Source organism: Bradyrhizobium sp. Tv2a-2 (assembly GCF_000472425.1).
Classification (GTDB): Bacteria; Pseudomonadota; Alphaproteobacteria; order Rhizobiales; family Xanthobacteraceae; genus Bradyrhizobium.
On record NZ_AXAI01000040.1, the window covers coordinates 1 to 15,510 of the forward strand.

Annotated in this window: 12 protein-coding genes and 1 pseudogene; 10 read left to right on the top strand and 3 right to left on the bottom strand. The window is 57.8% G+C overall.

Going from position 1 to position 15,510, the window contains the following annotated elements; all coding sequences use genetic code 11:
• Nucleotides 1-335, top strand: a 335-nt coding sequence (locus A3AI_RS44510; protein ID WP_036050260.1) for an aminotransferase class V-fold PLP-dependent enzyme, incomplete at its 5' end; no start/stop codon positions are given.
• 165 nt (nt 336-500) lie between these two features.
• On the opposite strand, the gene A3AI_RS0138990 is transcribed toward A3AI_RS44510, so the two are convergent.
• A complete protein-coding gene (locus tag A3AI_RS0138990; protein ID WP_024520685.1) occupies nt 501-713 on the bottom strand; it encodes a hypothetical protein in 213 nt (70 codons plus the stop codon).
• Between the two features lie 845 nt (nt 714-1,558).
• On the opposite strand from A3AI_RS0138990, the gene nifD reads away from it, so the two are divergent.
• From nifD to fdxB, 8 genes are all read left to right on the top strand, one after another.
• Nucleotides 1,559-3,061 carry a nitrogenase molybdenum-iron protein alpha chain gene (gene nifD, locus A3AI_RS0139000; protein WP_024520686.1) on the top strand — a complete coding sequence of 501 codons (1,503 nt, stop codon included), beginning with the start codon at nt 1,559-1,561 and terminating at the stop codon, nt 3,059-3,061.
• A gap of 70 nt (nt 3,062-3,131) precedes the next feature.
• On the top strand, nt 3,132-4,691 hold the full coding sequence (gene nifK / locus A3AI_RS0139005; protein ID WP_024520687.1) for a nitrogenase molybdenum-iron protein subunit beta: 1,560 nt from the start codon (nt 3,132-3,134) through the stop codon (nt 4,689-4,691).
• A gap of 93 nt (nt 4,692-4,784) precedes the next feature.
• Entirely contained in the window at nt 4,785-6,464 is a 1,680-nt protein-coding gene (gene nifE / locus A3AI_RS0139010) for a nitrogenase iron-molybdenum cofactor biosynthesis protein NifE (protein ID WP_024520688.1), read from the top strand.
• Nucleotides 6,465-6,473: 9 nt separating this feature from the next.
• On the top strand, nt 6,474-7,880 hold the full coding sequence (gene nifN, locus A3AI_RS0139015; RefSeq protein ID WP_024520689.1) for a nitrogenase iron-molybdenum cofactor biosynthesis protein NifN: 1,407 nt from the start codon (nt 6,474-6,476) through the stop codon (nt 7,878-7,880).
• Nucleotides 7,877-8,272, top strand: a complete 396-nt coding sequence (gene nifX / locus A3AI_RS0139020; protein ID WP_024520690.1) for a nitrogen fixation protein NifX — start codon at nt 7,877-7,879, stop codon at nt 8,270-8,272. The genes nifN and nifX overlap by 4 nt, the downstream gene beginning before the upstream one ends.
• A gap of 7 nt (nt 8,273-8,279) precedes the next feature.
• Nucleotides 8,280-8,750 (top strand): NifX-associated nitrogen fixation protein, encoded by a 471-nt coding sequence (locus A3AI_RS0139025; RefSeq protein WP_024520691.1) that lies wholly within the window; start codon nt 8,280-8,282, stop codon nt 8,748-8,750.
• Between the two features lie 9 nt (nt 8,751-8,759).
• A complete protein-coding gene (locus A3AI_RS0139030; protein ID WP_024520692.1) occupies nt 8,760-8,960 on the top strand; it encodes a CCE_0567 family metalloprotein in 201 nt (66 codons plus the stop codon).
• An 11-nt stretch (nt 8,961-8,971) separates the two neighbouring features.
• A complete protein-coding gene (gene fdxB, locus A3AI_RS0139035; protein WP_024520693.1) occupies nt 8,972-9,271 on the top strand; it encodes a ferredoxin III, nif-specific in 300 nt (99 codons plus the stop codon).
• Between the two features lie 1,424 nt (nt 9,272-10,695).
• On the opposite strand, the gene A3AI_RS0139050 is transcribed toward fdxB, so the two are convergent.
• Nucleotides 10,696-11,463 (bottom strand): Crp/Fnr family transcriptional regulator, encoded by a 768-nt coding sequence (locus tag A3AI_RS0139050; protein ID WP_024520695.1) that lies wholly within the window; start codon nt 11,461-11,463, stop codon nt 10,696-10,698.
• Between the two features lie 1,171 nt (nt 11,464-12,634).
• Here A3AI_RS0139050 and A3AI_RS49030 point away from each other — a divergent pair.
• On the top strand, nt 12,635-13,057 hold the full coding sequence (locus tag A3AI_RS49030) for a Rieske (2Fe-2S) protein (protein ID WP_245287054.1): 423 nt from the start codon (nt 12,635-12,637) through the stop codon (nt 13,055-13,057).
• A gap of 671 nt (nt 13,058-13,728) precedes the next feature.
• Here A3AI_RS49030 and A3AI_RS44520 read toward each other — a convergent pair.
• Nucleotides 13,729-15,039, bottom strand: a pseudogene (locus A3AI_RS44520) (DUF2130 domain-containing protein).
• Nucleotides 15,040-15,510 lie beyond the last annotated feature (471 nt).

Sequence of the window (15,510 nt, forward strand, 5' to 3'; positions counted from 1 at the left end):
TCGGCAAGGAGCGCATTGCCGCGCATGAGCATGCTCTGGTCGAATATGCGCAGGAGCGGCTGCGGGAGATCAATTCGCTGCGCCTGATCGGTACGGCGAAGGGCAAGGGACCNGTNATTTCCTTTGAGCTGAAGGGCGCCCATCCCCACGATGTCGCGACTGTCATCGACCGGCAGGGCATTGCGGTGCGCGCCGGCACCCATTGCGTGATGCCGCTTTTAGAGCGGTTCAACGTGACGGCGACCTGCCGCGCCTCCTTTGGCATGTATAATACGCGTGAAGAAGTCGACCAGCTGGCGCAGGCGCTGAACAAGGCGCGGGAATTGTTCGCATGAGCGCAAACCTCCGCCGATCCAAACCTGACGATGGGGTGTGGATCAGGCAGGCTCTAGTGACAAAACACGCCCTTCCGCCCAGCGCCCGCGTCCGGGCTCCTTCGCGTTCGCACCCATCTGTGTCAACCGGCTTGAGTTGATTGCAGCGCGCCTTCGTCGCAAAACTCACGCAGCGGCGGCACCGAGCAAAGCGACAAGATGACGCTGCTTTTCGAGCAACGCCTTCGCAGCGCGCTCAGCATCGCGCGCCGACCGAAATTCGCGGCCCTCAAGGCTGTCGAATATTCGTTCCGCGGAAAAGAACCGGAAGCTACGGTTGTCGTGGGTGACAATCCCTGCGGTCCGATCTTGGACCTCGATGATATAGGCATTGGGCATGATTGCTCATTCGCCGGAAAACCGGCTCCCTGTTGAGTTGGCAATGTCTGTCGCTCGGATGCGAAACGGTCAACAACAGACACCGGTGGCCGCAGAGACACCGCGACAGATCATGCCTTTGCGCATGTATCTCACCACCGGCCTCTCGTTCGCTTTCATGCGGCAACCCTCTGCAGAGCAATCTGCGTACCAAATATCGGATCAGCCATCGGATTCGTCAATAACATATCTATCCAAATTGAGGGTTGTGGAGCGTAGGTCCTTCTCCGCCGCAAATCGGGAAGGAGACGGGGGGGGCTTGCGATCTGTGAAATGCCGGAGCCGCGCCTCAATGTAGCGTTCCCGCACACTCGGCTTTACGCTCAATGCCGTGCTTTTCGGTGAGCTCGAAACGCTTTTGGTGGTCCAGACCGAACGGCTCGGCCGAGTACTTCACAAGCCTCACCAAGGATACTCCCAGGAACATCCGGCATCGCCTAACCATGCATCAACGAGCCCGACGTCGCGCCAGGGCGTCGCCGAAACCGATTTCCCACGCTTTCAGAACCGCGACTGGCGCGTCTCTCTTGAAAAGAAGGCGCGCTGACGAGAGGCCTCTGTGTCTTGAAGATGCATGATCGTCGGCAGCGTGAGCGCCTTTGTTTCATTGGGAACAGTTCTATGCGAAGCACGCCCCACGACATTATTCGGTGTCGGGTTTGCAACAGCGGCCCGTCTGGGCACCCAAAACCAAGCTATGTACCTCGAAATTCGTTGATTTTTGCGCCGGCGCGTCGCTGGCATGGTCGTTGCTAACTCCCGGTTGAGAGCCGCATGGCAGTCGGACGTCGTTAAAGGATACCAGCATGAGTCTCGCCACGACCCAGAGCATCGCAGAAATCAAGGCGCGCAACAAAGAGCTCATTGCCGAGGTGCTGAAGGTCTATCCCGATAAGACTGCGAAACGACGCGCCAAGCACCTCAACGTTCACGAGGCCGGCAAATCTGACTGTGGCGTCAAGTCCAACATTAAGTCCATCCCCGGCGTGATGACGATCCGCGGTTGCGCCTATGCGGGCTCCAAGGGGGTGGTTTGGGGACCGATCAAAGACATGATCCATATCAGCCATGGTCCGGTCGGCTGCGGGCAGTATTCGTGGGGCTCACGCCGCAATTATTACGTCGGCACGACAGGTGTCGATTCTTTCGTGACTTTCCAGTTCACCTCCGATTTTCAGGAAAAAGATATTGTATTCGGCGGCGATAAGAAGCTCGTCAAGCTGCTGGACGAAGTCCAGGAGTTGTTCCCGCTAAACAATGGCATCAGCATCCAGTCGGAATGCCCGATTGGCCTCATCGGCGACGACATCGAGGCGGTGTCCAGGGCGAAATCGAAGGAATATGGCGGCAAGACCATCGTGCCGGTCCGTTGCGAGGGCTTTCGTGGCGTATCGCAGTCCCTCGGACATCACATCGCGAACGATGCCATACGGGACTGGGTATTCGACAAGATCACGCCCGAACGCGAACCGAAGTTCGAGCCGACACCTTACGATGTCGCGATCATCGGCGACTACAACATCGGCGGTGACGCCTGGTCGTCTCGTATTCTGCTTGAGGAAATGGGCCTGCGCGTGATCGCGCAATGGTCGGGCGACGGTTCGCTGGCCGAGCTCGAGGCGACGCCGAAAGCGAAGCTCAATGTGCTGCACTGCTACCGCTCGATGAACTACATCTCGCGCCACATGGAAGAAAAGTTCGGCATTCCCTGGTGCGAATACAACTTCTTCGGGCCTAGCAAGATCGTAGAGTCGCTTCGCAAGATTGCAAGCTATTTTGATGACAAGATCAAGGAGGGCGCCGAGCGGGTGATTGAAAAATATCAGCCGCTGGTAGACGAGGTGACCGCAAAATATCGCCCGCGCCTGGAAGGCAAGACGGTGATGCTGTTCGTCGGCGGATTGCGTCCGCGTCACGTCATCGGTGCTTATGAAGACCTCGGCATGGAGGTTGTCGGAACCGGCTATGAGTTCGCCCACAACGACGACTACCAGCGGACCGCTCAACACTACGTCAAGGACGGTACACTGATTTACGACGACGTCACGGGCTACGAATTCGAGCGCTTTGTAGAGAAGATGCAGCCCGACCTTGTCGGTTCCGGCATCAAGGAAAAATACGTGTTCCAGAAGATGGGTGTGCCGTTCCGGCAAATGCACTCCTGGGATTATTCCGGTCCGTATCACGGCTATGACGGCTTCGCTATCTTCGCGCGAGACATGGATATGGCGATCAACTCGCCGATCTGGAAGAAGACCAAGGCGCCATGGAAAGACGTCGCTAAGCCGAGGCTTCTGGCCGCGGAATAAGCCGCTACGTCCCGCTCTCCATTTGAGAGCTCATACCGACCTTGATCACGAGTTTCGAAAGGCCCTCACCATGGTGCAGAATGCAGAACACGTGCTCGATCACTTCGAGCTGTTCCGCGGTCCGGAATACCAGCAAATGCTGGCCAACAAGAAGAAGATGTTCGAGAATCCTCGCGAAACCGCCGAGGTTGAGCGCGTCCGCGAATGGACAAAGACGCCAGAATACCGTGAAAAGAATTTTGCGCGCGAAGCACTGACTATAAATCCTGCCAAGGCCTGCCAGCCGCTCGGCGCGGTGTTTGCTTCCGTTGGCTTCGAAGGCACGCTGCCTTTCGTGCATGGCTCGCAGGGATGCGTGGCTTATTACCGCAGCCATCTGTCACGGCACTTTAAGGAGCCGACCTCCTGTGTCTCCTCGTCAATGACGGAAGACGCCGCAGTGTTCGGCGGCCTTAACAACATGATCGACGGGCTCGCCAATAGTTATAACATGTATAAGCCCAAGATGATTGCGGTTTCCACCACCTGTATGGCGGAAGTGATCGGCGACGACCTTAATGCCTTCATCAAGACCTCGAAGGAAAAAGGCTCGGTGCCGGCGGAGTTCGACGTACCATTCGCGCATACTCCAGCCTTTGTCGGCAGCCATATCACGGGATATGACAACACGCTTAGGGGCGTCCTGGAGTACTTCTGGGACGGCAAAGCTGGCGCCACGCCGAAGCTCGAGCGTAAGCCGAACGAAAAGATCAACTTCATCGGCGGTTTCGACGGCTACACCGTTGGCAATATCCGCGAGATCAAGCGGATTTTCGATCTTATAGGGATCGGGTACACGATCCTCGCTGACAATTCTGACGTGTTCGACACGCCGACGGACGGTGAGTTCCGGATGTACGATGGTGGCACCACACTGGAGGATGCTGCCAATGCGGTGCATGCCAAGGCGACAATTTCGATGCAGCAATGGTGCACAGAAAAGACGCTATCCTTTATTGAAGGGCATGGCCACGAAGTTGTAGCTTTCAACCATCCGGTCGGTGTGTCCGCCACCGATGAGGTCCTGATGACGCTTTTGCGCATCACGGGCAAGGAGATTCCCGAGGAGCTTTCGCGCGAGCGGGGACGGCTGGTCGATGCCATGGCGGATTCGAGCGCGCATATCCATGGCAAGAAGTTCGCGATCTACGGCGATCCAGACCTCTGCTATGGCCTAGCAGCTTTCCTGCTGGAACTGGGTGCCGAACCGACCCATGTTCTGTCGACCAACGGTAACAAGGCCTGGGGAGAGAAGGTGGAGGCGCTGCTTGCGTCCTCTCCCTTCGGAAAAAGCTGCCACGTCTATCCGGGCCGCGATCTTTGGCACATGCGTTCGCTCCTGTTCACCGAGCCGGTCGATTTCCTGATCGGCAACACCTACGGCAAGTATTTGGAGCGCGATACCGGCACGCCGTTGATCCGCATTGGTTTTCCGGTGTTCGACCGCCATCACCACCATCGCTATCCGGTCTGGGGCTATCAAGGCGGCATGAACGTGCTGGTGAAGATACTGGACAAGATTTTTGACGAAATGGACAAGAGAACCAACGTTGTCGGGAAAACAGATTACAGCTTCGACATCATTCGTTGACGCAAAGCATTGCGGGCGGGCATTCGCTTCGCCCGTCGGTTCCACGCGCGCTTGTCGCTTGAATAGAATCTAAGCTTGTTAGAGGAGACACGGATGAGTTCGCTGTCGGCCACAGTTCAGGAGGTCCTCAATGAGCCGGGCTGCGCAAAGAATGCGAACAAAACACAGGAGCAGCGCAAGAAGGGCTGTATCAAGCAGCTGCAGCCCGGCGGGGTCGCGGGCGGGTGCGCCTTCGACGGCGCGAAGATCGCATTGCAGCCGTTCACGGATGTTGCCCATCTGGTGCATGGCCCGATCGCCTGCGAAGGCAATTCCTGGGACAATCGCGGCTCCGCGTCCTCTGGTTCTAACCTCTGGCGGACTGGCTTCACCACCGACATGAGCGAGACCGATATCGTTTTCGGTGGTGAGAAGCGGCTCTATAAAGCGATCAAGCAGATCGTCGAGAAATACTGCCCTGAGGCTGTATTTGTATATCAGACCTGCGTGCCCGCCATGATCGGCGACGATATCAACGCCGTCTGCAAGGCGGCTGCGCGAAGATTTGGCAGACCCGTTATCCCTATCAATTCGCCGGGGTTTGTCGGTTCCAAGAATCTCGGGACCAAGTTGGCCGGCGAAGCCCTGCTCGAGCATGTTATTGGCACTCAGGAGCCAGCCTGCACCACGCCTTACGACATCAACCTTATCGGGGAATACAATCTTTCAGGTGAACTCTGGCAGGTTAAGCCACTTTTCGACGAGCTCGGCATCCGCATCCTCTCCACCATCTCCGGAGATGGCAAATATCGCGACATCGCCTCCTCACACCGCGCCCGTGCGGCGATGATGGTGTGCTCGAAAGCCATGATCAACGTCGCGCGCAAGATGGAGCAGCGCTACGGAATCCCGTTCTTCGAGGGATCGTTCTATGGCATCCAGGATTCCAGCAACTCGCTGCGCAAGATCGCGAGGCTTCTGGTCGAGCAGGGCGCGCCGGACGATCTCATCGAGCGCACCGACGCAGTGGTCGCCCGGGAGGAGGAGAGAGCTTGGGCGGCGATCGAGCCCTACAGGTTCCGCTTCAGGGGCAAGAAGGTCTTGCTGATCACAGGCGGTGTCAAATCGTGGTCCGTCGTAGCCGCGTTGCAAGAGGCGGGTCTCGAGGTGGTCGGCACCAGCGTGAAGAAGTCCACTAAGGAGGACAAGGAACGGATCAAGGAGCTGATGGGGCATGACACCCACATGATCGAGGACATGCCGCCACGCGAAATGTACAAGATGCTCAAGAATGCGAAAGCGGACATCATGCTCTCGGGCGGCAAGTCGCAATTCGTCGCGCTCAAGGCCGCAATGCCTTGGCTCGACATCAACCAGGAGCGCTGTCACGCCTACATGGGCTATGTCGGGATGGTCAAGCTCATCGAGGAGATCGACAAGGCGCTGTTCAATCCGATATGGCAGCAGCTGCGCCGGCCGGCGCCCTGGGACGACGTAGCCGATGACCAGCAGGGCAAGGCCGGTGCAAAGGTGGGCACTCAGACGACCGGATTCACGGCAGATCCCATAGTCGCGGCGAGAATACGCCGCGCGAAGAAGATCTGTCTGTGCAAGGCGGTCGACCTCGGCACCATAGAAGATACGATCCGCTCGCATGGCCTGACAAGCTTGGATGCTGTGAGGCATCAAACTAGCGCCTCAAGCGGTTGTGGCGACTGCAAGAGCCGAATCGAAGATATCCTGGCCGCGATGCTGGTGTCTTCGCCGTCTGCCCTGTTGCAGGTTGCGGAATAGGGCCACGAGATGGCAATCGTTCTGGCGCCGAGGAAAGCCTGCACGGTCAATCCGCTGAAGATGAGTCAGCCGATCGGCGGCGCTTTCGCATTCTTGGGGCTACGTGGCGCTATGCCGCTCTTGCATGGTCCACAAGGATGCACGTCCTTTGGGCTCACTCTGTTCGTGCGGCATTTCAGAGAAGCCGTGCCGCTGCAGACGACGGCAATGAGCGAGGTGGCAACCGTGCTCGGCGGTTACGAGAATCTGGAGCAGGCCATTCTTAATATCGACAACCGTACCAAGCCCGAGATCATCGGCATCTGCTCCACAGGGGTGACCGAGACCAAGGGCGACGACGTCGAGGGTTTCATTAAGCTGATCCGGGCGAAACATCCGCAGCTCGCCAAGTTGCCGCTTGTATATGTCTCGACACCGGATTTCCAGCATGCGCTTCAAGATGGCTGGGAAAGGACCGTTGCCCGCATCATCGAGGTGTTGGTTCCAGCCCCGGAGGCGGGATCAGAGCGCGATCCCGCGCGAGTGAATGTTCTACCAGGCTGTCACCTCACGCCAGGTGACCTCGATGAAATCAGAACAATTTTGGAAGATTTCGGCCTCAAACCATCCTTTTTGCCTGACGTTGCGGGCTCGCTGGATGGGCATATCCCGGACGCTTTCACGGCAACGACGATCGGCGGGATCGGCGTCGGCGAGATTGCAAGCATGGGGCAGGCCAGCTGGACGATTGCTATCGGAGAACAGATGCGAAGCGCGGCCGAAGCAATGCGGACGAAGACTGGCGTGCCATTTCGGCTTTTTGAACGGCTCTGCGGTCTCATCCCCAATGATCAATTCATCAGCTTCCTCAGCAACATCAGTGCTCAACCCGTGCCGACGAAGTATCGGCGACAGCGCGCTCAGCTCGCCGACGCAATGCTCGATTCGCATTTTCATATCGGTGGCCGCCGACTTGCGATCGGCGCCGAGCCGGACCTGCTGTTCGATCTCTCCAGCATGCTGCACGAGATGGGCGCGCGAGTCACGGCGGCCGTCACCACGACGCAATCGCCATTGCTGGAGCGCGTCAATGCGGAGGAGGTGCTGATCGGCGATCTCGAGGATCTGGAGGAACTCGCGAAAGCGCATGCCTGCGACCTTATGATCTCCCATTCGCACGGCTGGCAATCCGCGGCGCGGCTTAACATACCGTTCCATCGCGCTGGTTTTCCGATGTTCGACCGGGTCGGCGCCGCCCACCAGCTATCCGTCGGCTATCGCGGGACGCGCGATCTCATCTTCGATCTGGCTAATCTCGTGATCGCCGACCGCGAAGAAAACCATCGGCCTACTCCCGACAGCTGGCGATCACCGAAACCGGCCCTCGGGTCGGGCACCCGCCGCTGGATGGACGCAAAAGAGAGATCGTTTGCATGAAGGTTGCGTTCGCTACACAAGATCTAAGGCGCGTCGATGCGCATTTCGGCTGGGCCAGGAACATTGTCGTTTATGACGTTGGCCCCGACGGGCACGTCTTTCTGAGGGCGGTCGAATTCGATGGCGATCTCGGCGAAGACGGCAATGAGGACAAGCTCGCGCCCAAAATCGAGATGATCAAGGATTGCGCCATCCTCTATGTCGCTGCAATCGGGGGCTCCGGTGCTGCACGAGTGATAGCAAACAATATCCACCCGATGAAGGTGAATCAGCCGGAGAGCATCTTGACGTTGTTGGATAAACTGCAGGCCGTGCTGAAGGGGACGCCGCCGCCTTGGCTGCGTAAGGCGCTGGCGAAGGACCGCGAGCGCAGGTTCGATTTCGATGAGTGAGGATGATATGACCGCGGCCACGGAAGGAGTGGAACCGGACGGCGATCTTGAAGCCCAATTTGTCAAGGAGCTCGTCCAGCTCTGGCGCGCCCAGGACACTCACGGGGCCTGGGACGGCAAGAGCGATCTCGATCTGCTCGATGCCTACATTCTTGACAAGGAGAAACGGCGCGCGTTGCCGATTGTCGGCGATCCCGATCCCGATACGATCTGGCGCCTGGAACGTTTCTTCGACGCGGTGGCGCTCTCGATCGAGAAGGCGAGCGACGTGATGATCCAGCCCATGCTCAAGATGCACCACGAAGGCTTCGGCCGCATGGTTCTGATCGGCGGGCGCTTGATCGTCCTCAACAAGCAGTTGCGCGACGTCCATCGCTTCGGTTTCGACAGTCTCACCAAACTAGCTGCCGAGGGCGACAAGTGTGTCAGATCCGGGATCGAGATGATCCAGAAATTTCCTGAGGTCGCCAGATATTGAGGTTGATGGATGAACGATCTCGAATCCCTGAAGACAGAGATCAAAAAGCTGTCAGCGAAGGCCACGCAGGCAAAGATGGATCTGCACGACCTTTCCGAGGAACTGCCCGTCAACTGGACCGCGATCATGACCGTGGCGCGGAAGGCGCACGATGCCTTCGCCGAACTAGATCGTAAGCGCGAGGAGCTCAAGACGTTGGAAAAGGCGTAGGGAGATCCAACATGTCATTTGTAACGCGGGATGGCCGGGACTGGACGCCGAATTTCCTGACCTCGATCGATGCCGAGAAGTGCATCGGTTGTGGTCGATGCTTCAAGGTTTGCGGTCGCGACGTCATGACTTTGAAGGGGATTAATGAGGATGGCGATCTTATCGACCTCGACGAGGACGAGGACGATGAAATCGAGAAGAAGATCATGGTCATGAATGACCAGGGTGCCTGCATGGGCTGTGGTGCCTGCGCCCGGGTCTGCCCGACAAACTGCCAGACCCACATGCCGCCCGCAGCGGTCGCAGCTTGAGGATCCGCGCTGGCTAGCTCTTCTGGCAAGCCGCGGCGGGCCAGCGGGATCGGGACGCGCGGTTTCGAACGATCTTTTCGAACACAAACTGCGCCAGGTCGCCATATCGCCTCGGTGAGGCTCCACCAGAGCAGGCTACCGGAGATCATCACGCTGTCGTGCTGTCGATCGAGTCCCGCAGCTCGATTCCCGAAAGCAGCTCACCTGACGCGAGCATATCGATGATCCGGCCATGATTGTGGAAAGGCATAGGGCGTCACGCTCGGACGATGGCTTAGCTGGCAACGCACGAAATCGCCGAGCCCTTGGTGGTCAACAGGTTCTCGGTGATCATTTCTCCATAAGGCAGATTTGCAATTTCGCCAGCAGCCGTGCAGCAGCACGACGGTTCTCGAACTACAGATAGATTCGGGATCGTTGATCAGGCTCAGAAACGGAGCAGGCCCAGCGGCTGGCCGTCAGATAGAGACTGCGGCAGCCATCGAGATTGTCGATGGCCACATTCCGCGAAATTGGAGCTGGCCGCCATCTCGTCACTTTTATTGATTTCGAGAGGCAAGGTTGAAAGACATTGGCACCTTCAACGAACAGAGCTCCAGTTGGCCTTCGTAATGAGCACTGGCCAGCTGCAGTCATGTGGCAGCAGCGCGCTCTCTTCAGGTAAAGGCAAGGGCGAGCAGGCTCGAGCAGAGCAGCACGAGACCCGCCACGGTTGCGACCAGGAAACTATCGGAGGCAAGGTCGTGAACACGCATGAGAAGATCCTCTATTGCTGCGAGCGGTTCCGCCGGTGGTCTTGAGAAAACGGAACCGATGCTGGCGAACGGCCGAGTCTCTGTTCGAAGAAGCACTTCACTAAAAAACATCGTCCGGAAGCGAGCGGTCGATATATGCCAGCATCCAGTAAAGAGACGAACCGAGCACCGACGCAGCGGAAAGGCCTCTGGAAAGTGCAATCGTTGCTTCGAATGCGTCCGCCTGCAAATCGCGGCAAAATATTGTTTTTATACTGGGTGCTCTTTGACTCAGGGCAACGCACAAACTGCGCGGACACATAAGTCCAGTCGAAGATTAATGGAAGAGAAATGTCTGTACGGTACGGACAGAACGCGCCGTTTGAGTCCGCTGCTGTAATCGTAGCGCATCAGTCATGGAACAGACGAGAGTTCGCTACAGGCGTCTCAAGAATGCTGGCATGGATCCGAAGAGTCCCATCCTACCCGAGATGCCGTAGGCTGCATGAATGAAACTGCAAAGGAGCGGGACCTCTTGCGCTCAGATACTTCCGCGAGCCTCTTAGCTGCGGTGAGGAGCAAGCCGGACGGCGCGAAGAAGACGTGGAATTTGACGGCCGGAGCGAGGCGATCAGCCGGAGCGTGTTCTCTATTGTCTCTTTGGCGGCGGGACCTTCAACTCGGAAAAAGCTAGGGCGGAGGTGAAATGGAGCTTTCCAGGGCCGGCGCAAAGGCAGGTTGCGACGGAGACAACTCCTGGCAGTATATGCTGTCGATCCTTTGTTGCATCAGTGCATAGCATTCGCATGTCGCGCGCTCGAGCCCCGCCCGGTCGATATCGACGAAGCCGCGGCGGTCGGACGGAATTGCGCCGGCCGCGCGAAGCTTTCTCATCATCAGCGTCACCGTGGTCCGCCGCGCGCCGAGCAGTTGAGCCAGCCCCTCCTGAGTCAGAGGAAGATGGTCGTCTGGAACGCGGTCGTGGAGCTGCAGTAGCCAGCGCGTCATGCGGCGATCCACCCGATGCAGCGCGTTGCAGGCTGCAACATGCTGGAGCTGCAATAGCAGCGACCCGATATGGACTTGCACGACGTGTCTGATGGCGGCGCTTTGTGCGTAGGCGCGCCTAAAGTTCACGGCTGAAATCGGTGATGCTGTGCCCGCCGCGCGAGCAATCGCCGTAACCGACGAATGCGCCGGGCCCAGCACGGACAGAGAAGCCAGTACTCCTTCCCAGCCCATCAGCGCGGTCGCGACGGTGTGCCCGTCTGGCAGATCGATCATGAAGGCGATGGCGCCGCTATGGGGAAAATAAGCTTGATGGAGCTCATCAACCGACCACACCAAAACGGCATCGGGTTCGAACGACACCTTCCGTAAATGGGGCGTGAGCAACTCCAAATCTGCCGACGGCAGCGCCGCCAGAAGCCGATTACCAATGCTGGTGCATTCTGTCACGGTGTCTTTCTATGAACGATCAATCAATGCGAAAAATATCTGGTCCTGGTATCCAATAGAATTGGCTTAGGTTTGCCCAACACGCGCTGACTACCTAAAGTTAAATGCCATGAATTTCTCGCTTTCATGCAAGCTCGATGCCGCAAGGGACCGGAAAGGCCGACGGCCGCTCGGGGCCGGTGGTTGGGAACGAACCAAATAGAAACTCTCAGCATTAGGACCGGCAGCTTCTGGTTCCGCCTGATGGCGGCTGCGCCCTTGCCCCTCCAGAGCTCGGTGGTCGCCACTCAAAACTCGGCGAATATAGAGAGCGGGACCGAGCCTCGCTAAAGCTCGCGCTCGATTAGAGGGAACCGCGCACGACGCTACCAAACAATCAGATTTCCGGCAAACGTACAAGTTGTAAATTGTATGAAGTTCTCGCAAGCTGGGGTGATTCCAATGGGGCAATTTCATTCTGATATTTCCGTCTCAACGCGTTGGCGCGAGCGTCTGGCGAGCCAGCAAACAATGCCATCCTGGATGTTGTCTCGATCCACCAGGTTAAGCCGAGATTGCTTCGGTGCCTGGCCAGAACCCGATCAAGAGATTTAACGGGCGGTGGCTCGGAGAAGGTTTGCCTCTCCATCGGCGCCATTCTGCGCCTGCGATACTCGTTTCGCGGTGAAATGGCGCGGCGTAAACCTTGTCGATGTCGACGATGCTCCGTGATCGATCGTAGGCCGAGAAGCAAATCGAACCGCTCCTCAGACGCGGTGGCGCTGGCAAGCCACCCCATGAGATTTGGGGCCCGGCGTCACAAACCCGCGGACGACATGGATGAAGCCGGCCGAGGCAAAGAGCCAGCTGGGCTCTGCAAATGTCAGAGAACCACCCGTGCCAACGCGATAGCCACGAACGACCGAACGTCCTACCCTCCAGCGGTTTCAGAGCCCGTCCAAAAGTTGGACCTGCCGGCCTCCATGCAAGGACGCTTGAGACTGAAATCGATCGCTGGGCCATTTGGCGACCTCCGCATCGGAAAAGCCAAAGTCCAATGTTGGCGCAATTCGCCCTTAAACGAGTTCTAGCTAGTCGCGATCGCGATGATCTATTTGTCACAAACCTCGGCTCCTTCGGAACTCGCGCGATCCTTGCAGGCCGACGCGATACCAACGAGGAGTGTCGTGTAGTGGACGAACAAGCGATCCAATCGAATAATACAGCCTATGTAATCTGCGGCTTCAACGATATCCAAAGCAAGGGGGCCGCGGGCTTCCATCTCATGATCATCGACGAAGACGGTAGCCATAAGCCTTGGTCCATCGTAGTCGTGCGCTGGGGCCGCCGCGTGTTTGGTTACGTTAACAAATGCCCGCACAAGGACATCAATCTGGACTGGGAACCTAATCAGTTCCTTGATCCCGCCGGTGTCCGACTGATGTGCGGCAAGCACGGTTCGACCTTCGAGCTCGGTACAGGCCGCTGCGTTGATGGACCTTGCAAAGGCCATGCGCTCACGCCTGTCAGATTGACGGTGCTGGGTGGTGAGATCTGCGTCACAGGCGTGCGGCTTGTCGAGGAGGAGGAGGAGGGTTCCTCTGTCGCAAGCTAAAGCAGCACCCAGACGGGACCGATTTTAGTTTTCACGGCCCATCGTCTTCAGCGCGCCTTCTAGAGACTCGTCATAGAACGGCTCGAGCACCCTTGCCGCATCGAGGAGATGATCGAGCTGCTGCCGCACATCGAGCTCTATGCGGGGGCACGATTAGCTCTAAGTCCCATCAGCTTCTCGAACGGTGGGGCTCTTAACACGAGGGGAGCGAGAAGTCCGCTGCTAACCGCTCTGATGACGCAATCGGAGGACAGAATGCACCCATTCAACATGATGACGGCTGTAGGTACAGCTTGCCTTGACACGTCGTGCGTCAGGCCCGAACGGCTGAAAATCAATCAAGCTGCTTTTGAGCTGCACCTGCGCAAAGCCGCACCGAGCCAGACGAGGCAAGCCGATGCAGAAAGACCTCTCACACTGTCTCGCCCAGCTGAAAGTGCCCATCCACCATGGCGTCTTCGCAGCCGAATGAGAAACTCGTCGTCGTCAAACTTTGACCCCCAACACACTCAGAACGCGTGGTCAGCTGCCCTTGAGTCCGTCGTTGATCGTTTCCGGCGGTGTTTGGATGGGGGCCTCGGGGGCAAAGAAACATTTCATTGATGGCGCGTAAGCACGCTAATCCTAGCCATGGCTCGCGCGTGCAAATTCATTGCATCAGGCACGGTCGATTAAGAGGCTTTCCGTTCCGGTTCGGTGGAGCTTTCCAGTAATGGCCGATCCAGGCTCGGGAATTCCGGCATAGCCTTGCCGGCGATGCCTTGCAGGTCCCCCACCATGCCAACAGTCGATTCGATCACGGAGAGAATTTGTGTCTCGCGCTTGGCCCATTGCCGGCCCATGAATTTGCGCTCCTTGTCCAAATCCTCGCGCATGTCATTAAACTTTTCAACGACGGCTTCGACGCGTTGGCGAAACTTGGTGCCCGTCAAATATTGATACACCTGCTCCATTTTGGTCTGTTGGCCCTGCTGGATCATCCTTGAGCTATTTACATCGATCAGCCCCTGCCGCAGCGCGACTGCAACAGGAATCGCACAACGCGGATGGGCCACCCATACCCCGTCGATCAAGTCAAAATGTTCGACGCGCTTCGGCAGGGCTTGGGAAATGATGAGAGCAACGTCTGCGCCACAACGGCGTTGATCGTCGCGAAGTTTGGCAAGCCAACCATCACTCCAGGCCTTTGTCCGCTTGGATTCCCAAAGGATAATTCCGGCGGCTTGGCCTATCGAGCCATCTACCTGCTGGACAACGTCTGCACCCAACCCTTGCCAACTGGCTCTATTAGATCCGTGGGAAAGCGCCCTCGCAGCAGTTCCTCGAGTTCAACCTCAAGCACCTCACCCTGGGACTGCTGCGAGCCTTGCTCTGCTTTACGCTTCAACTCCTCGATCGTTCTTGCCATGGATTCGATGGTCTGATCCTTCTCGGCGACCCGCAGCCGCGCCGCTTCGGCGGCCGCTTGCCGCATCTTGACTTGGATTTCGCTCAATGACGCCTGCACGCGCTTCTCAATCGTCAGGTCCAGCTCGCGCTTTTTCCGCCTCCAGCGTACGTTCCTTACGCATCAACTCGGCCTGGGCCTGTTGTGCCTCGGCAAGTTTAGCATCATTTGCAGCTAAGCTCAGACGCAGCTCGATGGCCTCGTTCTCCTTTACCTTCAGCTCAGCCGCGGCCGCTTCACGTGCCTTCTTGGCTTCGGCGGCGACCAGTTGGCTGCGCTCGGCGGCAAGACGTTGGGAGACAAGGTCATCGATCTGTTCGCGTTGCTTGATGAGCTGTTCGCGTTCAAGCAGGAGAGCCTCGCTCTTGCGAGCGACCTCTTCGTCCTTACGGGCAAGCTGCTCCTGAAAGCGTCGGCGGGTCTCCTCGATTAAGGGCGCGGCCAACGACTCCGTCAGACGAAGCTCGTGATCGCAGTTGGGGCAGCGAAGAGTGGGCTCATTGGCGGCTCCGGCCGCTGTCGCTCTCAGGTTCACGAGTCCTCGCTATTCTCAATGTTCCTATACTGGCGGACCGAACGCAATCCGGCCAGCCGCGCTGCACCTTCGATCCGGCTTTACCGTGATTTCTACATTCAGGTACGAGATTGTGAGCGTCCCCCTCAATTTTTCCACTGAAACCACGTGCAAACGGCCGCTTGTTGATTGGAAGGGATGCATCTCGGTGGAGGCGTAGTCGGGCTGTGGGCTACCATCTCCGTCACGCAACGTGTAGCCGCGCCGCTTTTCTTCTTCGAGCTGCGACGAGAAGCCGATCAGGTCGTCAACATTGGCGAATGCGGCTCAGGCTGCACGAGCCGCATCAGCATATCGGCGACTCCCACCGGGGCGTCTGATTCTTCTGGCAGAGCAGCTCAAGCTCGGATCTTAATTTCATCGCTCCCGAGCAGGACATGAGCGAAATGGAAAAGTGCTCGATACGAATGAGTTTACCCCTGAGCGCTTCCC

Excerpts from the sequence above, each read along its gene's own strand:
- nifD (WP_024520686.1), top strand. The coding sequence starts at position 1,559 with ATGAGTCTCGCCACGACCCAGAGCATCGCAGAAATCAAGGCGCGCAAC.
- nifK (WP_024520687.1), top strand. The coding sequence starts at position 3,132 with ATGGTGCAGAATGCAGAACACGTGCTCGATCACTTCGAGCTGTTCCGC.
- nifE (WP_024520688.1), top strand. The coding sequence starts at position 4,785 with ATGAGTTCGCTGTCGGCCACAGTTCAGGAGGTCCTCAATGAGCCGGGC.
- fdxB (WP_024520693.1), top strand. The coding sequence starts at position 8,972 with ATGTCATTTGTAACGCGGGATGGCCGGGACTGGACGCCGAATTTCCTG.
- A3AI_RS0139030 (WP_024520692.1), top strand. The coding sequence starts at position 8,760 with ATGAACGATCTCGAATCCCTGAAGACAGAGATCAAAAAGCTGTCAGCG.
- A3AI_RS0138990 (WP_024520685.1), bottom strand. The coding sequence starts at position 713 with ATGCCCAATGCCTATATCATCGAGGTCCAAGATCGGACCGCAGGGATT.
- A3AI_RS0139025 (WP_024520691.1), top strand. The coding sequence starts at position 8,280 with ATGACCGCGGCCACGGAAGGAGTGGAACCGGACGGCGATCTTGAAGCC.
- nifX (WP_024520690.1), top strand. The coding sequence starts at position 7,877 with ATGAAGGTTGCGTTCGCTACACAAGATCTAAGGCGCGTCGATGCGCAT.
- nifN (WP_024520689.1), top strand. The coding sequence starts at position 6,474 with ATGGCAATCGTTCTGGCGCCGAGGAAAGCCTGCACGGTCAATCCGCTG.